The sequence below is a fragment of the Pseudogulbenkiania ferrooxidans 2002 genome, from assembly GCF_000174355.1.
In the GTDB taxonomy this organism is placed as follows: Bacteria; Pseudomonadota; Gammaproteobacteria; order Burkholderiales; family Chromobacteriaceae; genus Pseudogulbenkiania; species Pseudogulbenkiania ferrooxidans.
Genome location: NZ_ACIS01000005.1, coordinates 167,509 through 192,860, shown reverse-complemented (window position 1 = coordinate 192,860; position 25,352 = coordinate 167,509). Strand labels below are relative to the sequence as shown.

Genomic DNA, 25,352 nt, shown 5'->3' with positions numbered 1-25,352 from the left:
GAAAGCGAGCGGGTGGGCCTCCGCGTTCAGCGGATGACCACTCGCATGCCAAGCCGCGCCCAGCTCGCAAATTGGTGCAGTTGCGCATTGCTGAGCGCGACGCAGCCATTAGTCCAGTTGAAGTCACGATGAATACGATAGCTTCCGCGCCCGACGCCATGAATGCCGATGGCGCCCCCCAGCGCAGTGAATTGCGGCGGCAGCCGTCCGGCGCGGGCCGCCAACAGAATGTCGTCACGGGTGCCCGCATCGATGCGGCCGTCGAGAAAGGCTTGCTCGGCGTGCTCCGGGCGGGGGTAATCGAGTTGGTAGAAACTGCCGAATACGTGCGGGGTGCGAATGCGCATGATGTGGAAGCTGCCCAACGGGGTGCTGCCATCGCCGTGGTAGTGAAGCGGCGCGACGCCGCCCCGCCCCACCGAAATGTTGTCGAAGCGCTGCAGCGGGCGGCTGCCCTGGTACACGGTAAGGGTGCGGGCGGCGGTATCCACCTCGATCCAGCGCTCGGTGCCAGCATGGGTGGACACGCTCAACGCCAGCCACATCAGGGTCAGTGCATACCGGATCAGCCGCGCCATGTGTCTCGCTCCCTTGCCCGTCTTGTCCTGCCCATAACGCTGGCCGTCATCGGCTTGGCCCCCGCGGCTGCCGCCACCTTTACGCTGCCGACCGACGGCTCGACCGTAGTGGGCCAGGTACTGGTGGTCGAACCGACCGGCAACAACACGCTGCCCGACATTGCCCGCCATTACGACATCGGCTACGAGGAGATCGCTCGCGCCAACCCCGAGCAGTCGGTCTGGACGCCGCACGGCGCCGTGGTGGTGCCACGCCAGTTCATCCTGCCGCCCAAGCCGTGGCAGGGCGTGGTGCTGAACATCCCGCAGCGGCGGCTGTACTACTTTCCGGCAACCACCAAGGGACAGCCACCGCAACAGGTCATCACCTATCCCATCAGTATAGCGCGCGAGGGCTGGTCGACCCCGCTCGGGGCCACCCGCATCAAGGCCAAATTCAAGGACCCGGCCTGGTTCGTTCCGAAGAGCATCCGCGACGAGCATTTGCGCGAGGACGGCGTCGAGCTGCCGGAGTACTTCCCCCCGGGCCCCGACAACCCGATGGGCATGCTGGCGATGCAGACCGGCTTCCCCGGCATCTTCATCCACGCCACCAACCGGCCGTGGGGGGTGGGTCTGCGCACCAGTCACGGTTGCCTGCATCTGTATCCCGAGGATGCCGCGCAGATTTTCCCGCAGATGAAGGTGGGGACGCCGGTCAGGGTGATCGACGAGCCCGTGCTGGTCGGCAACGATGGCGGCCGCTGGGTGATGGCCACCTTCGAACCGGTGGACGAATACCCGGACAAGGTTCCGCTGGAGCAGCGGGTCGCGCAGGCGCTCTCGACCGTGCCCCTGCCGCCCGATGAAATCGACCAGGAGCGGGTAACGCAACTGACCACAACCCCGCAACCGGTGCCGGTCGCACTATCGGCCTCCGAGCTAGGCCTGGACGACTGGCTCAGCGAGTTGCCCGTCGAGCCGTACAACTTCGAGCCCTACGGCATCGATGCCAACAATGCCCTGTTGCCTCGCCTCCCCGCCAGCGAGGAAATCGAATTGCCGTAGCCATGCGTCAAAGGTTGGCCGAAGAAGCGTGAATTCGGCACAGTGAGCTCGACAACACTCCGGACGCACCATGCAAAAGAGCCGCATTGCGGCTCTTCATGCTACTGGGTTCAGATCAACCCGAGTCCCTTGAACATCACCAGCAGGATCAGCAGCGGCGTGACCAGCTTCAGCAGCCCGTGCAGGCCCTTCACGATCCAGCCATTGTCCAATACTCCCTGGTTGCTCAGCGCCTCCATCATTCTCTGCTTGCCCCAGACCCAGGCCACGAACAGGCAGATGAAGATGCCGCCCAACGGCAGCAGGACGTTGGAGGTCAGGTAGTCGAACAGGTCGAAGAAGGTCATGCCGAACAGTTTGACGTCGGCCAGCACGCTGTTGGACAAGGCACAGCTGGAGCCGATCAGGCCCAGCAACAGCAGGTTCAGCAAGGTAGCGCGGGGGCGGCTGATGCAGAAGCGGCCCACCATCACCGATACCGGCACCTCCAGCAGCGACAGCATGGCACCGGTAGCCGCCACGGCCGCCAGCACGAAAAACAGCACCATGAACACGTGGCCGAACGGCATGCTGGCGAAGACCGCCGGGATGGTGATGAACAGCAGAGCCGGACCGGCGCCGGGCTGGAAGCCGAAACTGAACACCGCCGGGAAGATGGCGATACCCGCCAGCATCGACACGAACAGATCGGCGCTCATCACGCGCAGCGTGGTGGTTGGGATGTTCTGGTCGTCGCGGAAGTAGCTGCCGTACGTGATCATGGTGCCCATGCCGATGGAGAGCTTGAAGAACGCCAGCCCCATGGCGACCAGCACCACTTCGCCGCTGATCTTCGACCAGTCCGGGGTGAACAGGAAGGACAGCCCCTGCGCCGCGCCCGGCAAGGTCAGGCTGCGTGCGCCAATCACCAGCAGCAACACGAACAGCAGCGGCATCAGCTTCTTGGTCACGGCCTCGATGCCCTTGGCCACGCCAAACAGCAGGATTCCGCCGATCAGCAGCAAGACCCCCCACTGCCACAGCAGCGACTGCACCGGATCGGAAATCAGCCCCTTGAAGGCCGCCGAAGTGACCGCCGGGTTGCTGGAGAGGATGTCACCACGCAGCGCCTTGAACACATAGGCAAACACCCAGGCCGCCACCTCGGTGTAAAACGCCATGATCAGAAACGCCGCAACCACGCCAAAGGCGCCGATCAGCCACCACGGCTGTCCCGCCGGGGCCAGGGTACGCAGCGTGGTCACCACATCGGACTTCGCCTTGCGGCCCAGCATGATCTCGGAAATCATCACCGGCAAGCCGACCAGCAGCGTGGCCAGCAGGTAGATCACCAGAAACCCGGCGCCGCCGTTGGCACCGGTCACGTAAGGGAATTTCCAGATGTTGCCCAGCCCAACCGCCGAGCCGAGCGTGGCGGCCAGCACGCCGAAACTGGAAGAAAACGCATCGCGGGTTTTGCCCGTTGCCGCCGTGGCCGCGTGTGGAGTGTGATTTTTCATCGAAAACTCTGCCTGAAACAAATGACAAGCCCGTCCCGCTTGTGGCGGGGACGGGCGCTCGGGCGAGAGTGTACGAAGTTTTGATCTGGCCGGCTATCGCCTGGTCGGCCTACTTCCAAAGTCAAAGCAGGAAGCGCCGGCGTCCGGCGCTGGGTGGCAGCAAACCGGCATGCGGGGCACGAGAGCGCGGGCGAACCATGCCGCCCTGCCCGTCACAGCACCACCGGCCGATCCGACAGTTCGTTGACGCGATACCCCTCCGCCGGGAAATGCTCCGCCAACAGATGAGTGACCGCGAGGATGCCTTCCACGGCCCCTTCTTCGTAGTGGCCACGGCTGAAGGAGGTTTCCATGATCCGGCAAATGCGCTGCCACTCCTGAGCGTCGACCTTGGCATGAATGCCTCGGTCGGCGACGATCTCGACATCGTGATCCGCCAGCAGCAGGTAGATCAGAACACCGTTGTTGTACTCGGTATCCCATACCCGCAGCAGGGAAAATACGTCGAGGGCCTGCGCCCCGGCCGTATGGCCACGGAGCAAAGCCGATGTATGCAAGGCACCCTCGACGGCAAAGCGCACCTGTCCGGCATGGAGTCGCTCGCCGTCCTTGATGGCCACTTCGATTACGCTCAGGGTGCTGGCCGTGAAGCAGCGCCGGACTTGCCAGGGCGTCATGGTCAGATGCCGAACGATACGTTTGATATTCATGCTCACCACCTGCCCGAGGCGCCACCGCCTCCAAAACCGCCACCGCCGCCGCTGAACCCGCCGCCACCAAATCCACCGCCCCCTCGGCCGCCGGACCAGCCGCCGCCGCTATGCCATCCGCCGCGCCCCCCCATGCCGCCCAGCAAGGTAAAGAAAAAGGCCATCAACCCCGCCGTGAGCGCCAGCGTGAGCGCCCCCAGCACCATCCACGCCAGCACCGCGACCGCACTGCCGGTCACGATCGCCGCCGGCAGCCGACCCAACAGCAGGCGCAGGAATCCGCCCACGACGAACGCCACCACCACGACCAACGGCGCCAGCGAGGACAAGCTGACCTGGCGCTGCGCCGTAGGTCTTGACGGCGGCGGCAGGGGCTCGCCGTTGACGACCCCGATGATGCGCTCCACCCCGGCCGTGATGCCGCCGTAGAAATCGCCCTGCTGAAAACGCGGCACGATGATCTCGCTGATGATGCGCTTGCAGGTGGCGTCGTTCAGCGCGCCTTCCAGGCCGTAGCCCACCTCGATGCGCAGGTTGCGGTCATTCTTGGCCACCAGCAGCAGCGCGCCATCGTCCACGTTCTTGCGGCCGAGCTTCCATTGTTCGACCACGCGCAGCGCGTATTGCTCGATGGCCTCCTCCCCCGTGGTCGGCACGATCAGAACCGCCAGCTGGCTGCCCTTGCTCGCCTCGAAGGCGCGCAGCGTCTGCTCCAGCGCCGCCGTCTGGTCCGGGCTCAAGGTGGCGGTCTGGTCGACGATGTGGGCGCTCAGCGGCGGCACCGCCACCGTTTGGGCGCCAGCCCCCAGGCTCCAGCTCAGGGCCAAGGTCAGCAACAGGCCCCACAGCACACGCCAGGACCGCATCAGGAACCCCCTGCGGCTTTGGGCGGTGTCGACGGCGTGGGCGTACTGCCGAAATCGACACGCGGCGCGGTGGAGAGCGCCTGTTCGTTTTCCACGGTGAAGTTGGGCTTCACCTTGAAACCAAACGCCATGGCGGTCAGGTTGGAGGGGAAGCTACGCACGGTGACGTTGTACTGCTCGACCGCCTTGATGTAGCGGTTGCGGGCGACGGTGATGCGGTTTTCCGTGCCTTCGAGCTGGGCTTGCAGGTCGCGGAAATTGGCATCGGCCTTGAGCTGCGGGTAGTTTTCCGAAACCACCAGCAGCCGCGACAGGGCGCCGCTGAGTTGGGCTTGGGCCGACTGGAATTTGGCCAGCGCGTCCGGATCGTTGGCCAGTGCCGGCGTGATCTGGAGGCTGCCCACCCGTGAGCGCGCCTCGGTGACCTGCGTCAGCACCTCCTTCTCATGCGAGGCGTAGCCTTTGACAGTGTTGACCAGATTCGGCACCAGGTCGGCACGGCGCTGATACTGGTTCAGCACCTCCGACCAGCTGGCCTTGAGTTGTTCATCATTGGATTGCAAGGTGTTGTAGCCGCAGCCGGACAAACTCAGCAGCATGACGGCAAGCAAGGTGATCCATAGCTGGCGCATTCGATTCCCCTTTGGATATGGCAGCAAGGCACTCGGAGCAGGCATCGTTCCACTCTGCATCGGGCTGCCCTGAATCATTTCATTACAGCTTAACCGGCAACAAAAAACAAAATGACATCAAGGTGAGAGGCAGGGGAAACGAGGATGCCCGGATGTCATGGCAGAGACAGGCCGGCGCACGCCACAGCGGCAGTCGTCGTAACCACGACGACTGCCGCCATTGCAGAAAGCGCTACAGCAAGAAGAATGATGGGCGATCACTCCCCGCCCACCGGCTACAGGTTCAGCTTGGAAACCTTGGTGCCTTCAAACGTCAGGTTTGCCATCAAGCCGTTGTTGGTCAGGGCAAAACCCACCACCGGCTGTTGCGCCGTATTCAGGTCGATATCGCCATTGGCGCCCATTTTCAGCAACGCCACCGAGGCGTCCGCCCCTACCGTCCAGCCCGAGCCAGAGCGGAATTTGTCGAGTGCGTCCTTGGTCATGAAAAGGAAAATGATGGCCTTGGACTGGGCGCCGATCTGCCAGCCAAACGAGGCACTCGCCGTCTGGTAGTAGCCGGAAGGCTTGCCGTCAACCCGCAGCGCCCCCTTGCCGTACTCGCCGCCGACAACCAGCCCGGCCGCGATGACCGACGGGAAGATCAGCACACCCTGGGCTTTGGCCACCAAGGCACGAGAGCTCGGCGCGTTACGGTACAGGCGTGCCAACGTAGCGTCGTACCCGGCGTCGATTTCACGCGCCTCGCTCGCTGCATTCATCGAGCGAGTCGAAGGCGATTCGCTCATCTTGCCGGTGGTGGTCGTGCAGCCGCTGGCCAACACCGATAATGCTGCCACTAATCCAATGCATAACTTTCTGGTTTGCATATCGTCCTCCTGATGGTCTCGAGGTAGTACCGGGGAACACGATTGCCCCCGGTGGAAGGCAGTTGAAGTGCGTGGGATGGAATCGGCCCCGCACCGCCTGCCGCGACCGTGAACGGCACAGCCCCCACGGATGACCTGAAGCAGTACGGCAACGATGGTGATGGAAAGATGAGGTGAAGCAAGTTGCCAAGCGTATACAACGTCAGCCCGCCGAGAACCGACCACAGCCAGATACCATGACCATGGACTGAAACAACACGACTTCTCGGCATGCCACGGTAGGGGAACTACGAGCCTTGTCCTCCGTTATAGCACCCTGACACATGACACCAGCGGCCGGGTGGCAGGCCAGCATCGGCTTTCCCGGCCAGTGAAGAAAACCCTCTGTATCGGGGCGGATAATTTTGCCGGCAAAAAAACGTTGCAATGCATTGACGCCACGAGCGGGAATCGATATTATTCGCCGCTCTTCAGGAGGGATTCCCGAGCGGTCAAAGGGATCAGACTGTAAATCTGACGGCTCTGCCTTCGAAGGTTCGAATCCTTCTCCCTCCACCAGTATTCGATAGAAAGCCCGGACATTTGTTCCGGGCTTTTTGTTTTTCCTGTCCGGCACCCAGCTAATGACAGCGGATTGCCGAGCGTCGACGTTCACCGTCGGCATGCCGTCATCGTCGCCCTGCTTTCACTTCCAGAAGCTCCCTAAGCGCTCCCTCTTGCAACCCGATGCACTGTGGCCGTGGCGTCATGTAGCGTGGCCGACACCCGTCGCCAGGCCTGCCTGACCGCCGATGTCCCGGAACGCCAGGCGGTAATGGGTTGCCAAGGCTGGAACCATTCACCCATAGGGCATACCATGATGCTCTACCCCACCCCGTCAGCCATGCCCACCGATCCGGTGGTCAGCACGCGTTCCCACAAGGAGATAACGTTATGAAATGCCTGGCATTACGGCATGTAGCCTTTGAAGACTTGGGCGTCTTCGACACCGTATTGAAACAGTTCGGCTATGACGTCGAGTACCGCCAGGCCGGTATCGACCGGATGGAGGCTGACGACTGGCTCAGCCCCGACCTGCTGGTGGTACTGGGGGGGCCCATCGGCGTCTACGAACAGGCTGATTACCCTTGGTTGGGGGGCGAGATCGATGGCGTGGCCCGACGCCTGGCTCAGGGCCTGCCGACGCTGGGTATCTGCCTGGGCGCACAGATCATGGCCGCGGCGCTCGGGGCCCGGGTCTACCCCGGCCGGGCGAAGGAAATCGGCTGGGGCGCGGTCTCGCTCTCGGCGGCCGGCAATCGCTCCAGCCTGTCTTGTTTGCAAGAGGTGCCGCTGCTGCACTGGCATGGCGACACGTTCGACCTGCCGGCCGGCGCGCAGCTGCTCGCGTCCACCGAGCTGACCCCGCACCAGGCTTTTGCCTGGGGCAACAACGCGCTGGCGCTACAGTTCCACCCCGAAGTCGACGGCCATCTGATCGAGGCGTGGCTGATCGGGCACAGCGGCGAGTTGCAGCATGCCGGCCTGTCGGTTCCCGAGCTGCGTGCCGCCAGCCACCGCTTCGCCGACCACGCGGCCCGGGCCGGCGCGGCGATGCTGGGCGCCTGGCTGCAGCAACTGGATACGACACGATGCGAATAGCGGTGGATGCCCTGCTGGTCGGCCGTTCCGCACCGCTGGCAGGTACCTCTCACCAGAGCGGAATCCACAAGAGCCTGGTTGCGACGCCGCTTTGGCTATCGGAACAGGGCTTCGACGGTGACGAGCAGGCGGACCGGCGGGTGCACGGCGGCCCGGAAAAAGCCGTTCATCATTACCCGCGCGACCACTACCCCGCCTGGATCGAGCAGCTGGGCGCGCAGCCGCTGCTGTTGGCGCCAGGCGCCTTCGGCGAAAACCTCTCGACCTGCGGCCTCACCGAGGAATCTATCTGTGTGGGGGATGTTTTCGAGCTGGGCCAGGCGGTGGTGCAGGTGTCGCAGGGACGCCAGCCGTGCTGGAAGCTGAATGCCCGCCTAGGACACAAAGGAGCGGCCAGGTTGATGCAGGACATGGGCCGGACCGGCTGGTATTACCGTGTGCTGCAAGCCGGCTGGGTGCGCCCGGGGGATGCGCTCGTGCTCGCCGAGCGTCCTGAACCAGCCTGGCCCTTGCTGAGGGTGATCCACGCGCTGTTCGGGCGAGAGCCCGAGCACATGCGCGAGTGGGCCGCCGCCGCCGAGCTGGCGCCACTGGCCGAGAACTGGAAACGCACCTTCCGGCGCCGCCTCGAGAGCGGCGCCGTGGAAGACTGGTCGAGACGGCTGGAAGGCTGAAGGCCTGGCCGGAGCCGATCTTCCCGGCTTCGGCCAACCCCGCCTCCGGCACGGGCGCGACGGGGCGAACCGCGCTCAGGACCTGTTTACGATCTCGCGAGCTAGAGTGAGACAAGGCAAAAACGGCTGAGGAAGCGGAGTTTACACGTGGTAAATGAGCATTCCGAAGACGGCTTTAACGCCGTCTCGCCGACGCGCAGCAGATCGTAAACAGGTTCTCAGGGCAGCCGCGCCTGCGGCGTGATCTGGCGCGGGTCGACCTTCAGCTCGATCAGCGCGGGACGACCGGCCTCGGTGGCGCGGGCGAACGCGGCCGGGAAGTCCTCGCTGCGTTCCACCACTTCGGCGTGCGCGCCCAACGCCCGCGCCAGCGCGACGAAATCCGGGTTTTGCAAGTCCGTGGCGAAGGGGCGCGAGGGGTATTCGCGCTCCTGGTGCATGCGGATGGTGCCGTACATGCCGTTGTTGACCACGATCACCACCACCGCCGCGCCGAATTGCCGCGCCGTGGCGAGTTCCTGCGGGTACATCATGAAGCAGCCGTCACCGGCGAAGCACACCACCTGCCGCTCGGGGTGCTCCAGCTTGGCGGCAATCGCCGCCGGCAGGCCGTAGCCCATCGCCCCGTTGGTCGGCGCCAGCTCGGTGGCGGGCCGGCGGTAGCGGTAGAAACGGTGCACCCACACCGCGTAGTTGCCGGCGCCGTTGCTGACGATGGCGTCGGCCGGCAACACTTCGCGCAAGTGGGTCATCACCTTGCCCATGTCGACGCCGCGGTGTTCGGGCGAGGTCGCGGGCGGGGTGCTGAAGGCCAGGTACTCGGCACGGGCATCTTGCGTCCACTGCCGCCAGGCATCGCCATCGAGCGGCGGCAGTTCGCCAAGCGCTCCGGCGAAGGACTGCATCCCGGCATTGATCGGCAGGCGGGCGCGGTAGACCCGGCCCAATTCTTCCGGGTCGGCGTGAACGTGGATCAGGGTCTGCGCCGGCTGCGGGCTGGCGATCAGGGTGTAGCCGTTGCTGGTGACTTCCCCCAGCCGGGTGCCGATGGCGAGGATGAGGTCGGCGCCGCGCACCCGTTCGGCCAACTGTGGCGACAGCCCGAAACCGAGATGGCCGACGTAGTGCGGGTCGTCGTTATCGAACAGGTCTTGGCGGCGGAAGGCGGTGGCCACCGGCAGCGCGTTGGCCGCGACGAAGCGATGCAAGGCCTGGCAGGCTGGCGCGCTCCAGCCACTGCCGCCGACCACCAGCAAGGGGCGCTGGGCGGCACTCAGGAGCCGGTGCAATTCGCTCATGTCGGCTTGAGACGGCGCGGCCTGCACCGCTTGTGCCGCTACCGCCGCACCCGCCACGCCCTGGCTGAACAGGATATCGTCCGGCAGCGCCACCACCACCGGCCCTGGCCGACCCGACATCGCTACGCTGAAGGCACGCGCCACCACCTCGGGGATGCGCTCGATGCTGTCGATCTGCGTCGCCCACTTGGCCAGGCCACCGAACATCCTGACGTAGTCGACCTCCTGGAACGCCTCGCGGCCGAGAAAGCCGCGCTCGACCTGGCCGATGAACAGGATCATCGGGGTGGAGTCCTGCATCGCGGTGTGCACGCCGTTGCTGGCATGGGTGGCGCCCGGCCCGCGCGTGACGAAGCAGATGCCGGGGCGCCCGGTGAGCTTGCCATAGGCATCGGCCATGTACGAAGCCGCCCCTTCGTGGCGGGTGACGACGGTGCGCACGCCCTGTTCGTCGCGCAAGGCATCGAGCACCGGCAGGTAGCTCTCGCCGGGCACGCAGTACACTGCCTCCACCCCATTCTTGACCAGTGATTCAACCAGAATCCGCCCGCCGTTACGCGGTGCCTCGATGTCCTGCATGGCAATCCTCTCTAATCTTCCATGAACCGCAATCCTGACGCAGCGTGGTGCGCCGCGACCTGCTCTCGTTCGCCGGGTGGGGTGTGATCGTGCGAAACCGGTGCTCAGTCTCTGCCTTCCCAGTGGCGTGCTCAAGCGATGCATTTTGCTTGGCTCATTCCGGAAACTCATCAACTCGGCAATGGATTCCCTCTGCCGCGCAGAAGCGCCGGAGGAGTCAGGCGTAGCGGAACCCGGCATCGGTGGCTCCCGGCGTTGACGGGGCGAGGCAAGAATAGCGCGGCAAGGAATAGCACCTCCACCCCCTCCTGCACCCACGCAGGAACACGCCCGGCAAAGGTGCCGCAGCAAGTTGGCGAACGGGTTCTAAGATGAAAGCAGCGACAGGCAGGAGTGAACCATGGATACAGGCAAGGTTGCGGTGATCGTCGGCGTCGGCCCGGGTCTGGGCTGCGCCCTGGCACAGCGTTTCGCCCGCGCCGAGATGCACGTGGCACTGGTGGCGCGCGACGTGAAGAAGCTGGAAGGGCTGGCGGCCGACTGCACCGGCGTGCATCACGCCGGCCGGGCTTACGGCTGCGATGCTACCGACGAGGCGGCGGTCGAGGCGCTGTTCCAGAATATCCGTAGCGACCTGGGAGAACCGGACCTGGTGGTGTACAACGCCGGGCGTTTTGCCCCGGCGGGTCTGCTCGACACCAGCCGCGAGGAGTTCGAGCGCTGCTGGCGGGTGGGTTGTCTGGGGGGCTTTCTGGTCGGGCGTGCCGCGGCGCGCGGCATGGTGGCGCGCATCGAGAACGGTGGCGCCGGCGGCACCATCCTGTTCACCGGGGCGACGGCCAGCCTGCGCGGCAGCGCCGGCTTCCACAACCTGGCGGTGGGCAAGTTCGGCCTGCGCGCGCTGGCGCAGAGCATGGCGCGCGAGTTGCAGCCCAAGGGCATCCACGTCGCTCACGTGGTTCTCGACGGCCACATCCGACCGCAGTCACCAGGAGAACTCGGCACCGCGCCGAACCCCGACGACATGCTGGACCCGGCGGCGATCGCCGAGGCCTACTACCAGCTCTACCGTCAGCCGCGCAGCGCCTGGACGCACGAACTGGACCTGCGCCCCTGGACGGAGCGCTTCTGAGGCCGGTCCAGACCGGTCACCGCAAGCCAACGGGACGCGTGCCGGCAGAGGCAAAAAAAGACGCACCCCCCGCTTGACCATGCCGCTGTGCGTGCAATCCTGGCATGGCCATTCAAACGGGGGATGCGCATCAGAAATAGTCGTACCCTTTTACCGGCACGCTATCCGTCCTGGCTTCTTTCCATTCCTCGAAATCGGCCTTGTGATCCCAGAAGAGATACCAGCCGTGATGCTGGTCCTCGACGACTTCCGGATGTTCGGCAAGAAAGCCGTCCATGAACTCGGTGAACGGCGATACGTAGCCGGAATGACCCACCCGGTACGGTTCCCTCGGGGCAATCATCGTCTCACCCTCCCGTTACAACTTCCATGGCGGGAAAAACCGCCACTAGGTTAGAGATTTTTCCAGTCGGGGTGGTTCCCGTTCCATCCGCATATAGTGACGTGCGTTACAATCCCAATCCACTGAAAACAAAGGAACTATTTTTGATTAACAGTTGTTGCACCGTGCACTTTTGCCTTTTTGGCCAGTCTAAGAAGAGGCGCAGAGTGCGCCCCGTTCGATTGAGTGCTGAAAGGAGTTTGCTATGGATCTTCACATGCATTCGCATCAGCTGACACATCGGCTGCCCGACTGGCGGGCGGCGTCGCTGGCTGGGGTTCTGGCAGGTGTGGTTTTCCTGCTGCTGGACATGCTGGCCATGGTTATGGCGGGTGGCAGCCCATGGGCTCCTACTCACATGATCGCCGCCATCGTCATGGGCAATTCGGCACTGGGGTCGCCGGCGATGTTCAATATCGGCATCGTGGTGGTTGCCCTGATCGTGCACTTTGCGCTGGCTATCGGCATGGGATTGATCCTGGGTCTGATCATGGCACCGTTCCACTTCGACTCGAGCTGGGGCATGGCCTCGGCGGTAGGGGTGGTGTTCGGTTTCGTGGTCTACGTGGTCAATTTCTACGGCATGACCCAGTTCTTCCCATGGTTCGCGGAAGCCCGCAGTTGGACGACGCTGATCGCCCACCTGGTATTCGGCATTGTGGCGGCAGATGCCTACCTGAAACTGGAACGTAAAGAACCCGACAGAGACATGTCGGAAATGGCTCGCTGACCGAGCAAACACCCAGCCCGGGGCACCCCCGGGCTTTTCCATGCCTGCCGGCTTCGGCCAACGTTGGCCGAAGAAGCATGTTCAGCGGCGGATCAGCGCGACAGCGGCAGCAGCCCGGCCAGGCGCTCGAACCGAAGATGCTGTTCCAGCGAATCGGCCAGGCGGTCGATGTGCTGCTCGCGCAGGGCGCGGTAATCGAGCGGCTGCGGTTCTTGCAGCCCGGCCCAGGCGAGCAGTGCACGGCAGGCCTCGGCATGGTCGAACAGGCCGTGCAGATAGGTGCCGAGGATCTGGCCGTCGTCCGACACGGCGCCCTCGCCGCCGCCGGCCAAGCTCACCGCCGGGCGGGCCAGCGCCGGGCCGCTCGACACGCCCATGTGGATTTCGTAGCCGCTCACCGCGGCATCCGCCACCGTGAGTCGCCCTTCCACCCGTTCCAGGCGCTTGTGTTCGGTGAGCGTGGTTGCCATGTCGAAGAGATTGAGCCCCGGCGTGCTGCCGGCCTCGCTCTCCAGCCCGAGCGGGTCGTGGATGTGCCCACCGAGCATCTGGAAGCCGCCGCAGATACCGACCAGCTTGCCGCCCAGGCGCAGGTGGCGGCGGATCGCCGGCTCCCAGCCGTTGGCGCGCAGCCAGGCCAGGTCGTTACGGGTGTTCTTGCTGCCGGGCAGCACGATCAGGTCGGCCGGCGGAATCGCCTGCCCCGCCCCGACCAGGGACAATTCGACCTGTGGGTGCAGGCGCAGCGGGTCGAAATCGGTGTGGTTGCTCAGGCGCGGGAGCACCGGCGCCACCACGCGCAGGCGCTGGCCGTCGCGCGCGCCGCCCGGCGCGTTCTGGCGCGTGAGGCTGTCCTCGGCCTCGATATGCAGACCCATGAGATACGGCAGCACACCCAGCACCGGCTTGCCGGTGTACGTCTCGAGCCAGTCGAGCCCCGGCTGCAGCAGCGCGAGGTCGCCGCGGAAGCGGTTGATGACGAAGCCGACCACGCGGCGCTGTTCCGATTCTGACAACAGCGCCAGCGTGCCGACCAGGTGCGCGAACACGCCGCCGCGGTCGATGTCGGCCACCAGGATCACCGGGCAGTCCACAGCCTCGGCGAAGCCCATATTGGCGATGTCGCCCTCGCGCAGGTTGATCTCGGCCGGGCTGCCCGCCCCTTCCACCACGATGCAGTCGTAGTGTTCGGCCAACCTTTGATGCGATTGCAGCACTGCCTTCATGGCCTCGGGCTTGTAGCGGTGATAAACCGAAGCTTCCATATTGCCGATGGCGCGGCCATGCACGATGACCTGGGAGCCGACGTTGCTGTTGGGCTTGAGCAGGATCGGATTCATGTCGGTGTGCGGCTCGACGCCGCAGGCCTGCGCCTGCACCGCCTGCGAGCGACCGATCTCGCCGCCGTCGACGGTCACGGCGCTGTTGAGCGCCATGTTCTGCGGCTTGAACGGGGCGGTACGAATGCCGCGACGCACCAACAGGCGGCACAGCCCGGTGGCCAGCGTGCTCTTGCCGGCGTCCGAGGTTGTACCCTGGATCATGATGGTTTTGGCTGGCATGGTTTGACTCCGGGCGCGCTTTTTCCTGACGATCATCCTAGAATGACGCCTTTCGTATTGATGGTGATCGATGTGCGGCGTGCTTCAGCGCAACGTCATCGACCGGCAAAACCGGAATTATATAGGCGCACTTCGTGACTTCCCCCGTTTTTCTACTGCTGGCTGTTCTCCTCGACAAACTCTTCGGCGAGCCGCCGCGCTGGCATCCCCTGGTGGGCTTCGGCAAGCTGGTGCGCTGGCTGGAACGCCGGCTCTACCCCGCCGCCCCGGCGCAGGAAACCGAGCAGTGCATGCGCTTGCGCGGCGCGATCGGCATCGCCCTGCTCCTGATTCCGTTCACCCTGCTGGCGGCGCTGCTGGCCTGGCTGCCCTTCATCGGCGTGTTCTACAGCGTGGTGCTGCTCTACCTCGCCATCGGCGCCAAGAGCCTGACCCAGCACGCCGAGGCGGTGATCGAGGCGCTGGAGCGGCACGACCTGCCTCTGGCGCGCCAGCGCGTCGGCATGATCGTCAGCCGCGACACCTCGCAGCTTTCCGAGCAGGACGTGGCGCGCGCCACCATCGAATCGGTGCTGGAAAACGGCAGCGACGCCATCTTCGCCGCGCTGTTCTGGTTCCTGCTCTTGGGCGCGCCCGGCGCGGTGCTGTACCGGCTCGCCAACACGCTGGACGCGATGTGGGGCTACAAGAACGAGCGCTACCTGCATTTCGGCTGGGCCGCGGCACGCTTCGACGACGTGCTGAACTTCATTCCGGCGCGGCTCACCGCGCTGACCTATATCGCGCTGGGCGACCGCCGCGCCGGCTGGGCGTGCTGGCGCGCGCAGGCGCCGACCTGGTACAGCCCCAACGCCGGCCCGGTGATGGCGGCTGGCGCTGGCGCGCTGGGCGTGGCGCTGGGCGGTGCGGCCAGCTACCACGGCCAGCTCAAGGCGCGTCCGGCATTGGGGCTGGAACGCGCCCCGGATTGCGGCGACATCCGCCGCGCCGTGCGCCTGGTGCAGCGCGGTCTGTGGCTGTGGGTCGGCATTGGCCTGCTGCTGGCGCTGGTGACGGGAGGCCTCAATGCTTGACCACGGCGGCGGCATCCTGGCGGCGGCGCGCCGTTTCAACATCCCGGTGGAGGACTGGCTCGACCTCTCCACCGGGCTCAACCCGCACGGCTGGCCGGTGCCGGCGATTCCGGCATCGGCCTGGCAGCGCCTGCCGGAAACGGCGGACGGGCTGGAGGCCGCCGCCGCCGGGTATTACGGCTGCTCTGCGCTGTTGCCGGTAGCCGGTTCGCAGCCGGCGATCCAGGCGCTGCCGCGGCTGCGCCCACCCGGCCGGGTCGGTCTGCTGGCCGCCACCTACGCCGAACACCCGCACGCCTGGGCACGGCACGGCCACGAGGCGGTGCGCCTGACGCCGGAGCGCATCGACGAGGCGCTCGACACCCTCGACGTGCTCGTGGTGTGCAACCCCAACAACCCGACCGGCTGGTCCGCCACGCCGGGCCAGTTGGACGCCTGGCGCGCCCGGCTGGCGGCGCGTGGCGGCTGGCTGGTGGTGGACGAGGCCTTCATGGATTGCACGCCGGGACACAGCATGCTGCCGCACATCGGCGCGCCGGGGCTGATCGTGCTGCGCTCGATCGGCAAGTTCTTCGGCCTGGCCGGCGCCCGCGCCGGCTTCGTGTTCGCCGGGCGCGAGCTGCTCGCCCGGCTGCAGGAAGAACTCGGACCGTGGACGCTGAGCGGGCCGGCACGCGTGGCGGTGCGGCTGGCCCTGCAGGACACGGCCTGGCAGGCGCGCACGCGCGAGCGGCTGGCCGCCGACAGCACACGGCTCGCCCGGCTGCTGGCCGCGCACGGCCTCGCCCCCGATGGCGGCAGCGCGCTGTTCCAGTGGCTGGCTCACCCCGCAGCCGCCGCGCTGCACGACTTCCTGGCCCGCCGCGGCATCCTGATCCGCCTCTTCGCCGACACCGGCAGCGTCCGCTTCGGCCTGCCGGCGAGCGAGGCCGCCTGGTCGCGGTTGGAGGTCGCGCTGGAGGGTTGGTGTATACCTCAAGAGGAGGCATGTACCGACCTTGAACACAACACGCAACGCTAACGACCCGCCCCGCGCCATCCGGCTCGGTCTGCGGGCGAACCTGGCCCAGTTCAGCCTGCTGGTGCTGGTCAATGCCTTCGTCGGCGCCATGGTCGGCATGGAACGCTCCATCCTCCCCGCCATCGCCGAGCGGGAGTTCCATCTGGCGGCGCACACCGCCATCCTCGCCTTCATCGTGGTGTTCGGCGTCTCCAAGGCGCTGACCAATTACGTCGCCGGCCGTTTCGCCGACGTGCACGGCCGCAAGACCATCCTCGTCACCGGCTGGCTGATCGCCACACCGGTACCGTTCCTGCTGATGTGGGCGCCGTCCTGGAACTGGGTGCTGCTGGCCAACGTGCTGCTGGGTGTGAGCCAGGGCCTGACCTGGTCCATCACGGTCATCATGAAGATCGACCTGGCCGGCCCGCTCAACCGGGGGCTGGCGATGGGCATCAACGAGTTCGCCGGTTATGTCGCGGTCGGCGCGGCGGCGCTGGCCACCGGCTGGCTTGCCGCCCGCTACGGGCTGCGGCCGCAGCCGTTCTACCTGGGCGTGGCCTTCGTGCTGGCCGGCCTGCTGCTGTCGCTGCTGGCGGTGCGCGAGACGCACGCCCATGCCCGGCACGAAGCGCTGCAACAGCCGGACGCCCACCCCGGCCAGCCTTCCCCCGCGACGATCTTCTGGCGCACCAGCTGGCAGGACCGCAACCTGTCGTCCATCTGCCAGGCGGGTTTGGTCAACAATCTCAACGACGGCATGGCCTGGGGCCTGTTTCCGCTCGCCTTCGCCGCCGCCGGCATGAGCCTGACGCAGATTGGCTGGCTGGCCGCCGTCTACCCGGCGGTGTGGGGCGGCTGCCAGCTCGTGACCGGGGTCATGTCCGACCGCATCGGCCGCAAGGGGCTGATCGTGGCCGGCATGTGGCTACAGGCGGCCGGCATCGTCGTCACCGCCGGCAGTCTGCACTTCTCCGGCTTTCTCGCCGGCGCGGTGCTGCTGGGCGTCGGCACGGCGATGGTCTACCCGACCCTGCTGGCGGCCATCGGCGACGTGGCACACCCTGGCTGGCGGGCCTCGGCGGTGGGGGTGTACCGCCTGTGGCGCGACCTCGGCTACGCCATCGGCGCGCTGTTGTCCGGGGTGGTGGCCGACCTGTTCGGCATGGCCAGCGCGATCTGGCTGGTGGCCGGGCTGACATTCCTTTCCGGGGCGATTGCCGCGCTACGCCTGCAGGAAACGCATACGACTTCCCGCTGACACGAGCGCCCCTCATCGCGCGGCACAGCCGGACGGCATCGCCGCGTTTGTTCACAAGCCCGCCGCCCTCACGTATCATCCTGCCCCTGAGTGACGGTGACGGGAACGTGGTGCGATACCACGGCTGCCCCCGCAACTGTAAGCGACGAGCCGGCGCCACGATGCCACTGGAGCGATCCGGGAAGGCGGCGCCCGGCGGTGAAGCGCGAGCCAGGAGACCGGCCGTCACCGATGTCGACACAGGCAGAAGCCGGGCGGGGTGCACCGGGGGAATGCAGGAACCGCCTTGGGCAGTTCGTGCCCTCGCCTGTGGCGACGTAACCAGCTCGAGGGCAATCAACAACATGACGTCGCATCATCCCAGCCGGCCAGGCGGCCGTAGCCGCCTCGTCGGCATACTGGCGTTCCTCTTCATCGCCAACCTGCTCGCCTGGGCGTGGGCGTTTTCCGCGTTCTCGGCACAGCCGGCGCTACTCGGCACCGCGCTGCTGGCCTACCTGTTCGGCCTGCGCCACGCGGTGGACCCCGACCATATCGCTGCCATCGACAACGTGGTGCGCAAGCTGATGCAGGAAGGCAAGCAGCCCTACGCGACGGGGTTTTTCTTTTCGATCGGCCATTCCGCGCTGATCGTGCTGGCGGTCGCCATCATCGTCACCACCACGGAAGCCTTGCAAAGCCGCTTCGCCGCCTTCAAGACCCTCGGCGGCCTCGTCTCGACCAGCATTTCGGCCTTCTTCCTGCTGGCCATCGCCCTCACCAACCTGATGATCCTCAAGGGCGTCTGGCGCAACTTCCAGCGCGTGAAGCGCGGCGAGGACGTCAGCGCCGAAGAGATGAACCTGCTGCTGTCGGGACAGGGCCTGCTCGCTCGCCTGTTCCGCCCGCTGTTCCGGCTGGTGACGAAGAGCTGGCACATGTTCCCGATCGGCTTCCTGTTCGGCCTGGGCTTCGACACCGCCACCGAGATCGGCCTGTTTTCCGTTTCCGCCTCCCATGCCTCGGCGGGGACGTCGCTGTGGAACGTCATGGTGTTCCCGGTGCTGTTCGCCGCCGGCATGGCGCTGGTGGACACCCTGGACAGCATGCTGATGGTGGGCGCTTACGGCTGGGCCTTCGTCAACCCGCTGCGCAAGCTCTGGTACAACCTCACCATCACCACGATCTCGGTGCTGGTCGCCTTCGGCATCGGCGGCATCGAGGCGCTGGGCCTCCTGGCCAGCCAGCTGCAATTGACCGGCGCATTCTGGGACGGCGTCGCCCTGCTGAACGAGAGCCTGGCCCATTTCGGCTACCTGGTGATCGGCATCTTCATCGCCAGCTGGGCCGTTTCGGCCGGCATCTACCGGTGGCGCGGCTACGAAATGCGCTACGGCAAGGCACAGGACAGTCTATGAGAACCCATTACAAACACGTGCTGATGTGCACCGGTCCGCGCTGCACCGAGAACGGCGTCGAGGCCGAGGCCATGTTCAAGGCGCTGGGCCAGACCATCGACGCCTGCGAGGGCTTGCGCGTCAAACGCACCCGCACCCATTGCTTCGCGGTGTGTAAGGAAGGCCCGATCGTCGCCGTCTACCCCGACGGCGTGTGGTACCGCAAAGTCGACGCGGCGGCGGTCCAGCGCATCGTGCACGAGCACCTGGCGGGTGGCTGCCCGGTCGAGGAACTGGTGTTCCACCGCCTGGGCATCGGCGACATCGAACAAGGAGAGCAGCCATGAGCGCCCCCAACCGCGGCGGCATCGTGCTGCTGACCCACGCCGGCACCGACCTCACCGCGCTGCACCGCGCCGAGACCGAGCTGCCCGAGGGCTTCGTACCGGTGGCCGGCGTCAACTTGCAAACCGTCGACAGCGCCGAGCGCATGGCCGCGCTGCTGGCAGGCACCATTGCCGATACCCGCATTGTGGTGGTGCGGGTGCTGGGCCGCGCCCAGACCATCCCCGGCTTCGAAGAACTGCTGAAGGACGCGAAAGCCCGCGAGCGCGCGCTGATCGTGGTGAGCGGCACCGGCGAGCCGGACCCCGAACTCGCCGCCCTGTCCTCGGTGCCGCCGGCGCTGCAGCACGAGGTCACCGCCTACCTGCAGGCGGGCGGCAGCGGCAATATGGCGCAGTTGCTGCGCTGCCTGTCCGACCGCCTCCTGATGAGCGGCTTCGGCTACCAGCCGCCCACCCCGCTGCCCGAGCACGGCATCTACCACCCGGAGCTGTCGGGTCTCGCCACGCTGGACGACTGGGCGGCGATCCGTCAGCCGGACTGGCCGACGGTCGGCATCACCTTCTACCGCGCGCACTGGATGAGCGGCAACACCCGCTTCATCGACATGCTGGTCGACATGTTGGCCGAACGCCGGCTCAACGCCCTGCCGGTGTACACCGCCTCGCTGCGCACGCTCGATGAGACCGGCATGCCGGCGGCGCTGCAGTTTTTCAGTGACATTGGCCGCATCGACGCGCTGATCAACACGACATCGTTTGCCATGGGCGATGTGAATGCCGACGGCCCGACCGCCTCAGGCTGGTCGGTGGCGGCGTTCGAGCGGCTCGACATTCCGGTGATCCAGGCCATCACCAGCAGCATGACGCAGCAGCAGTGGGAAGCCTCCGAGCGTGGGCTCAACCCGCTCGACACCGCGATGAACGTGGCGCTGCCCGAGTTCGACGGCCGCATCGTCAGCGTGCCGATGTCGTTCAAGCACGACGAGGACGAAACCCACTACGCACCGCTCGCCGACCGGGTCCGCCGCGTCGCCGGCATCGCCGCGCGCCAGGTAGCCTTACGCCGCATTCCGGCCGAAAACAAGCGCATCGCCTTCATCTTCACCAATTCCAACAGCAAGGCCTCGCAGATCGGCAACGCCGTCGGCCTCGATTCGCCGGCCTCGCTGTTCACCCTGCTGCACGCCATGCGCGAGCAGGGTTACCACCTCCCCGGCCTGCCGGAATCGAGCGACGCGCTGATCCACGAGCTGATCGACCGCGGCGCCTACGACGAGGACTACCTGACGGCGGATCAATTAAGCAAAGCCATCGCCAGCGTGCCGGCGGCGCGCTACGCCGAGTGGTTCGGCCAACTGCCCGACCTGCTGCAGCAGAAGATGCTGGAACGCTGGGGCGAGGCGCCCGGCAGCGCCTACGTGCACGAGGGCAAACTGGTGTTCGCCGGGCTGGAGTTCGGCAACGCCTTCGTCGCGCTGCAGCCGCCGCGCGGCTACGGCATGGACCCGGACGCGATCTACCACACTCCGGACCTGCCGCCGACCCACCACTATTACGCGCTGTATTGCTGGCTGCGCGACGACTGGAAAGCCGACGCCATCGTCCACGTCGGCAAGCACGGCACGCTGGAATGGCTGCCGGGCAAGGGCGTGGGCGTGTCGGAACACTGCTTCCCGGACGCGCTCTTGGGCGATCTGCCGATGTTCTACCCGTTCATCCTGAACGACCCGGGCGAGGGTTCGCAGGCCAAGCGCCGCGCCCACTCGGTGATCATCGACCACCTCACGCCACCGATGACCACCGCCGACACCTATGGGCCTTTGGCGCAGCTCACGCAACTGGTGGACGAGTACTACCAGGTGGAGATGCTCGACCCGGCCAAGCTGCCGCTGTTGCAGCAGCAGATCTGGGACCTGATCAAGGAAGCCAAGCTCGATAGCGATCTGGCGGCGATGCTGGGCCACGACCACGATCACGGGCATGACCACGAGCATCATGATCACCACCATCACGGTCACGAGCACGGTCATCACGAACATGATCATGACCAGCATGAGCATGCTCACCCGCACGCAGCAGCGACACCAGCCAGCAAGTACCGGATGCAGCCGGCCAAGCCCGCCCTGAAGCAGACCGGCGCGGCGGCCAGCGTCGGCGGCAAGTACCGTCCGACGACCGCCAAGCCGCACAGCCACGGACACGACCACCACCACGGTCATGACCATCATAACCATGACCACGATCACGACCATGACCACCACCACGAGTGGGACGCCACGCTGAACGCAGACGGCGTGCCGCTGACGCTGGCCAAGATGGAAGGCGTGGACGTCGCCCACCTCATCGAGGACATCGACGGCTACTTGTGCGAACTGGGCGCGGCGCAGATTCGCGACGGCCTGCACATCCTCGGCAAGGTGCCGCAGGGCGAGGCGCTGGTGGACATGGTGTGCGCGCTGGTGCGCCTGCCCAACCTGGCCATCCCCAGCCTGCCGGCGAGCGTCGCCGCGGCGCTGGGCATGGACTGGAATGGACTGCAGGACGACAAGGGCAAGCGGCTGGAAAACGTCCCGCCGCGGCTGCAGGCGCTGGCGGGCACGCCGCTGGTGACGCGTGCCGACGCACTCGACGCGGTCAATGCGCTGGGCCGCCGCCTGATGGCCACGTTGGCCGAACACGGCTTCGACGCGAGCGTGATCGACGCAACGTTGGCCGAAGCGCTGCCCGGCAGCGCCGACACCGGCGCAATCAAGACCACCCTCGCCTTCGTCTGCCGCGAGCTGGTGCCCAACCTGGCACGCACCACGGAAGAGATCGCCAACTTGCTGCACGGCCTCGCCGGCGGCTACGTGCCGGCCGGCCCCAGCGGCGCGCCGACACGCGGCATGGCGCACGTGCTGCCCACCGGCCGCAATTTCTACTCGGTCGACCCGCGCAGCCTGCCTTCGCAGGCCGCCTGGCGCATCGGCACCGAGCTGGCGAACGAAGTGCTGGCGCGCCACCGCAAGGAAACCGGCCACCTGCCAGAGACGGTCAGCATCAGCGTGTGGGGCACCAGCGCCATGCGCACCCACGGCGACGACATCGCCGAAATCCTGGCGCTCTTGGGCGTGCGTCCGCGCTGGCAGGCCGAGAGCCGCCGCATCACCGGCATTGAGGTGATCCCGCTGGCCGAACTGGGCCGCCCGCGCATCGACGTCACCGTGCGCATCAGCGGCTTCTTCCGCGACGCCTTCCCGCACCTGATCCACCTCGTCGACGAGGCGGTGCACACCGTGGCGCGGCTGGATGAACCGCCCGAGCAGAACTTCGTGCGCAAGCACTACCTTGCCGACTTGGGCCACGATCTATTCCAGGGGCTGCCGTCCGAGACCGCAAGCCAGCGCGCGCTCTACCGCGTGTTCGGCTCCAAGCCCGGCACTTACGGCGCCGGCATCCTGCCGCTGATCAACGAGCAGAACTGGGAAACCGACGCCGATTTCGCCACCGCCTACATCAACTGGGGCGGCTATGCCTACGGCCAGCGCGACAACGGCACCGACGCGCGCGCCGATTTCCGCCATCGCCTGTCCGGCGTCGAAGTGGCCCTGCACAACCAGGACAACCGCGAACACGACATCTTCGACAGCGACGACTACCTGCAGTACCACGGCGGCATGATCGCCACGATCCGCAGCCTCACCGGCCGCCAGCCGCGCCACTACTTCGGCGACAGCCACAACCCGGACAACCCGGCGGTGCGCGGCCTGAAGGAGGAGGTGCTGCGCGTGTTCCGCTCGCGCGTGGCCAACCCGAAATGGATCGCCAGCATCCAGAAACACGGTTATAAAGGCGGGCTGGAGCTGACCGCCACGGTCGACTACCTGTTCGGCTACGACGCCACCGCGCACGTGGTGGACGATTGGGTGTACGAGCAGTTGGCCGAAACCTACGCGCTGGATCAGCAAATGCAGGACTTCTTCGCCGAGAGCAACCCGTGGGCGCTCAACGCCATCACCGAGCGCCTCTTGGAAGCGGCCCAGCGCCGGCTGTGGGAAGAACCGAACCCGGACACGCTCGCCGCGCTGCGCGACCTGCACCTGCAAAGCGAGGCGATGCTGGAAGAACGCGGGGAGAACCCGAAACGATGAAACACCACTACCCCTTCGTCGCCATCGTCGGCCAGGAGCAGCTCAAGCGTGCGCTGTTGCTGTGCGCGGTCGACCCCAGCATGGGCGGCGTGCTGATCCGCGGCGACAAGGGCACCGCCAAGAGCACCGCCGCGCGCGGCCTGGCCGAGGTGCTGCCGCCGATCGCGCGCACCGCCGGCTGCGGCTTCAACTGCGCGCCGGACGCGCCGCTGGCCGAGTGCCCGACCTGCCAGGACCCGGACACGTCGGCGGAAGCCGCCCCGGTGCCCTTCATCAACCTGCCGCTGGGCGCCACCGAAGACCGCGTGCTGGGCAGCCTGGACTTCGAAAAGGCGCTCAAGCACGGCCAGCAGGCGTTCAAGCCGGGCCTGCTAGCGGCGGCGCATCGCGGCCTGCTCTACATCGACGAAATCAACCTGCTCGCCGACCACCTGGTCGACGTGCTGCTCGACGTCGCCGCCATGGGCGTCAACACCGTGCAGCGCGAAGGACTGTCGGTGAGCCACCCGGCGCGCATCACGCTGTTGGGCACGATGAACCAGGAGGAAGGCGAGCTGCGTCCGCAGTTACTCGACCGCTTCGGCATGATGGTGGACGTTAGCGCGCCGCGCGACGCCGCCACCCGCGCCGAGGTGGTACGCCGCCGCCTGGCGTTCGAGGCCGATCCGGCGGGCTTCGCCCGGCGCTGCGCCGACGACACCGCCGCGCTGTGCCAGACCCTGCACGCCGCGCAGGCCGGGCTTGCCGACGTGGTCATGCCCGATTCGCTGTTCGACTTCATCAGCCGGCTGTGCTGCGAGTTCGAGGTGGCCAGCCTGCGCGCCGACATCGTGATGCACAAGGCGGCGCGGGCGCTGGCCGCGCTCGACGGCCGGCGCGAGGTGACGGCGGAAGACGTACGCGACGCCGCCGAGCTGGTGCTGCCGCACCGCCGCCGCAAGAAACCGTTCGAGCAATCCGGCCTGGACCGCGACAAGCTCGACGAGCTGACGCGGCAGGCGTCCGAACCGCCGCCCCCGCCGCCGGCATCGCAGCCGCCCTCGGGCCAGGACAGCGCGGACAATCGGGGCGGCGAGTCCGAACCGGACAATGCCGAATCGTCGAGCAACGACACCGACGACAACGCCCAGCCGGGCAGCGCCGCCGAGCAGCTGTTCGCCGCCGGCACCCCCGCCGGCGTCGGCCGCATCGAGGTAGCCGCCTTGCACGCCTCCGAGGCCAGCGGACGGCGCAGCAGCAGCGAAGGCACGTTCCACGGCCACACCCTGCGCGCCGTACCGAGCGAGGCGCCGAGCCAGCTCGCGCTGGACGCCACCCTCAAGAGCGCGCTGCTGCGCAATCCCGGCGATTTCAGCGTCACCCGTGCCGACCTGCACGACAAGGTGCGCGTCGGCAAGCAGGCCAACCTGATCCTGCTGGTGGTCGACGCCTCCGGCTCGATGGCGGCCAAGCGCCGCATGGAAGCGGTCAAGGGCTGCGTGCTGGGCCTGCTGCAAGACGCCTACCAGCGCCGCGACCAGGTGGCGGTGATCGCCTTCCGCGGCAACGCCGCCGAGCTGGTGCTGCCGCCGACGCGCCAGATCGACCAGGCCGAACGCGTCCTGTCCGAGCTGCCCACCGGCGGGCGCACGCCGCTGGCGCACGCCTTGCAGCTCACCGCCGAGACGCTGGCGCGGCACGCCCGCGCGGACAATCTGACGCCGCTGTTGGTGGTACTCTCCGACGGCCGCGCCAACATCGCGCTCGACACCCGCCAGGACCCGTGGCGCGAGGCGCTGGGGTTGGCCGAAGCCCTGGCCGCCCAGGGCACGCCGGCGCTGGTACTCGACACCGAGGAAGGCTACGTGCGCCTGGGCCGTGCGCGCGAACTCGCCACCGCATTGCAGGGCGAATACCTGCCGCTCGACACGCTGTCGGCGGAAAGCCTGACGCTGACGATACGGCAGCGGCTGGGCTGAAGGCCGCA

At 66.7% G+C, this 25,352-nt stretch carries 21 protein-coding genes, 1 tRNA gene and 1 riboswitch; of the genes, 13 read left to right on the top strand and 9 right to left on the bottom strand.

The features are described from left to right. Positions 1-26: 26 nt before the first annotated feature. Positions 27-578 (bottom strand): L,D-transpeptidase family protein, encoded by a 552-nt coding sequence (locus FURADRAFT_RS10170; RefSeq protein WP_008954057.1) that lies wholly within the window; start codon positions 576-578, stop codon positions 27-29. Here FURADRAFT_RS10170 and FURADRAFT_RS10165 point away from each other — a divergent pair, their 5' ends adjacent. Beyond that, the gene (locus tag FURADRAFT_RS10165; protein WP_008954056.1) at positions 579-1,625 is read left to right on the top strand and encodes a L,D-transpeptidase family protein; all 1,047 of its coding nucleotides are present in this window, start codon (positions 579-581) and stop codon (positions 1,623-1,625) included. 110 nt (positions 1,626-1,735) lie between these two features. Here FURADRAFT_RS10165 and FURADRAFT_RS10160 read toward each other — a convergent pair whose 3' ends face one another. From FURADRAFT_RS10160 to FURADRAFT_RS10140, 5 genes are all read right to left on the bottom strand, one after another. Further along, the gene (locus FURADRAFT_RS10160) at positions 1,736-3,124 is read right to left on the bottom strand and encodes a sodium-dependent transporter (RefSeq protein WP_008954055.1); all 1,389 of its coding nucleotides are present in this window, start codon (positions 3,122-3,124) and stop codon (positions 1,736-1,738) included. A 212-nt stretch (positions 3,125-3,336) separates the two neighbouring features. Then, complete coding sequence (locus tag FURADRAFT_RS10155; RefSeq protein ID WP_008954054.1) at positions 3,337-3,834, bottom strand: TPM domain-containing protein; 498 nt, start codon at positions 3,832-3,834, stop codon at positions 3,337-3,339. Positions 3,835-3,836: 2 nt separating this feature from the next. Next, positions 3,837-4,700, bottom strand: a complete 864-nt coding sequence (locus FURADRAFT_RS10150) for a TPM domain-containing protein (RefSeq protein WP_008954053.1) — start codon at positions 4,698-4,700, stop codon at positions 3,837-3,839. After that, positions 4,700-5,332, bottom strand: a complete 633-nt coding sequence (locus FURADRAFT_RS10145; protein WP_008954052.1) for a LemA family protein — start codon at positions 5,330-5,332, stop codon at positions 4,700-4,702. Before FURADRAFT_RS10145 ends, FURADRAFT_RS10150 begins: the two co-directional genes overlap by 1 nt. A gap of 275 nt (positions 5,333-5,607) precedes the next feature. Next, a complete protein-coding gene (locus FURADRAFT_RS10140) occupies positions 5,608-6,201 on the bottom strand; it encodes a BPSL1445 family SYLF domain-containing lipoprotein (protein ID WP_008954051.1) in 594 nt (197 codons plus the stop codon). A gap of 473 nt (positions 6,202-6,674) precedes the next feature. On the opposite strand from FURADRAFT_RS10140, the gene FURADRAFT_RS10135 reads away from it, so the two are divergent. The 3 genes from FURADRAFT_RS10135 to FURADRAFT_RS10125 all read left to right on the top strand — a co-directional run bounded on the left by FURADRAFT_RS10135 (position 6,675) and on the right by FURADRAFT_RS10125 (position 8,516). Continuing rightward, a tRNA-Tyr gene (locus FURADRAFT_RS10135) sits at positions 6,675-6,759 on the top strand. Positions 6,760-7,134: 375 nt separating this feature from the next. Next, positions 7,135-7,842, top strand: coding sequence for a glutamine amidotransferase (locus FURADRAFT_RS10130; RefSeq protein ID WP_008954050.1), 708 nt, complete (start codon positions 7,135-7,137; stop codon positions 7,840-7,842). Continuing rightward, positions 7,833-8,516, top strand: coding sequence for an MOSC domain-containing protein (locus FURADRAFT_RS10125; protein WP_008954049.1), 684 nt, complete (start codon positions 7,833-7,835; stop codon positions 8,514-8,516). Before FURADRAFT_RS10130 ends, FURADRAFT_RS10125 begins: the two co-directional genes overlap by 10 nt. A gap of 218 nt (positions 8,517-8,734) precedes the next feature. Here the strand turns inward: FURADRAFT_RS10125 and FURADRAFT_RS10120 are convergent, their stop codons facing one another. Continuing rightward, positions 8,735-10,393 carry a thiamine pyrophosphate-binding protein gene (locus FURADRAFT_RS10120; protein ID WP_008954048.1) on the bottom strand — a complete coding sequence of 553 codons (1,659 nt, stop codon included), beginning with the start codon at positions 10,391-10,393 and terminating at the stop codon, positions 8,735-8,737. Positions 10,394-10,793: 400 nt separating this feature from the next. On the opposite strand from FURADRAFT_RS10120, the gene FURADRAFT_RS10115 reads away from it, so the two are divergent. Beyond that, the gene (locus FURADRAFT_RS10115) at positions 10,794-11,525 is read left to right on the top strand and encodes an SDR family NAD(P)-dependent oxidoreductase (RefSeq protein WP_008954047.1); all 732 of its coding nucleotides are present in this window, start codon (positions 10,794-10,796) and stop codon (positions 11,523-11,525) included. Positions 11,526-11,655: 130 nt separating this feature from the next. Here the strand turns inward: FURADRAFT_RS10115 and FURADRAFT_RS10110 are convergent, their stop codons facing one another. After that, the gene (locus FURADRAFT_RS10110) at positions 11,656-11,868 is read right to left on the bottom strand and encodes a DUF3460 family protein (protein ID WP_008954046.1); all 213 of its coding nucleotides are present in this window, start codon (positions 11,866-11,868) and stop codon (positions 11,656-11,658) included. Positions 11,869-12,112: 244 nt separating this feature from the next. Between FURADRAFT_RS10110 and FURADRAFT_RS10105 the strand changes: the two genes are divergently transcribed. Continuing rightward, positions 12,113-12,637: a hypothetical protein gene (locus tag FURADRAFT_RS10105; RefSeq protein ID WP_008954045.1), complete on the top strand. Its 525-nt coding sequence runs from the start codon at positions 12,113-12,115 to the stop codon at positions 12,635-12,637. Between the two features lie 92 nt (positions 12,638-12,729). Here FURADRAFT_RS10105 and FURADRAFT_RS10100 read toward each other — a convergent pair whose 3' ends face one another. Next, positions 12,730-14,199, bottom strand: a complete 1,470-nt coding sequence (locus FURADRAFT_RS10100) for a cobyric acid synthase (protein ID WP_008954044.1) — start codon at positions 14,197-14,199, stop codon at positions 12,730-12,732. Between the two features lie 134 nt (positions 14,200-14,333). Here FURADRAFT_RS10100 and cbiB point away from each other — a divergent pair, with 134 nt between their 5' ends. The 7 genes from cbiB to FURADRAFT_RS10065 all read left to right on the top strand — a co-directional run bounded on the left by cbiB (position 14,334) and on the right by FURADRAFT_RS10065 (position 25,344). Next, the gene (cbiB, locus tag FURADRAFT_RS10095; RefSeq protein ID WP_008954043.1) at positions 14,334-15,272 is read left to right on the top strand and encodes an adenosylcobinamide-phosphate synthase CbiB; all 939 of its coding nucleotides are present in this window, start codon (positions 14,334-14,336) and stop codon (positions 15,270-15,272) included. Next, positions 15,265-16,293, top strand: a complete 1,029-nt coding sequence (cobD, locus tag FURADRAFT_RS10090) for a threonine-phosphate decarboxylase CobD (RefSeq protein WP_008954042.1) — start codon at positions 15,265-15,267, stop codon at positions 16,291-16,293. The genes cbiB and cobD overlap by 8 nt, the downstream gene beginning before the upstream one ends. Then, on the top strand, positions 16,271-17,533 hold the full coding sequence (locus FURADRAFT_RS10085; RefSeq protein WP_008954041.1) for an MFS transporter: 1,263 nt from the start codon (positions 16,271-16,273) through the stop codon (positions 17,531-17,533). The genes cobD and FURADRAFT_RS10085 overlap by 23 nt, the downstream gene beginning before the upstream one ends. A gap of 77 nt (positions 17,534-17,610) precedes the next feature. After that, positions 17,611-17,774: riboswitch (cobalamin riboswitch) on the top strand. A 103-nt stretch (positions 17,775-17,877) separates the two neighbouring features. After that, the gene (locus tag FURADRAFT_RS10080; RefSeq protein WP_008954040.1) at positions 17,878-18,930 is read left to right on the top strand and encodes a HoxN/HupN/NixA family nickel/cobalt transporter; all 1,053 of its coding nucleotides are present in this window, start codon (positions 17,878-17,880) and stop codon (positions 18,928-18,930) included. Then, positions 18,927-19,256, top strand: a complete 330-nt coding sequence (locus tag FURADRAFT_RS10075; RefSeq protein ID WP_008954039.1) for a (2Fe-2S) ferredoxin domain-containing protein — start codon at positions 18,927-18,929, stop codon at positions 19,254-19,256. The genes FURADRAFT_RS10080 and FURADRAFT_RS10075 overlap by 4 nt, the downstream gene beginning before the upstream one ends. Beyond that, entirely contained in the window at positions 19,253-23,386 is a 4,134-nt protein-coding gene (locus tag FURADRAFT_RS10070) for a cobaltochelatase subunit CobN (RefSeq protein ID WP_008954038.1), read from the top strand. Before FURADRAFT_RS10075 ends, FURADRAFT_RS10070 begins: the two co-directional genes overlap by 4 nt. Then, positions 23,383-25,344 carry a putative cobaltochelatase gene (locus FURADRAFT_RS10065; RefSeq protein WP_008954037.1) on the top strand — a complete coding sequence of 654 codons (1,962 nt, stop codon included), beginning with the start codon at positions 23,383-23,385 and terminating at the stop codon, positions 25,342-25,344. The genes FURADRAFT_RS10070 and FURADRAFT_RS10065 overlap by 4 nt, the downstream gene beginning before the upstream one ends. Positions 25,345-25,352 lie beyond the last annotated feature (8 nt).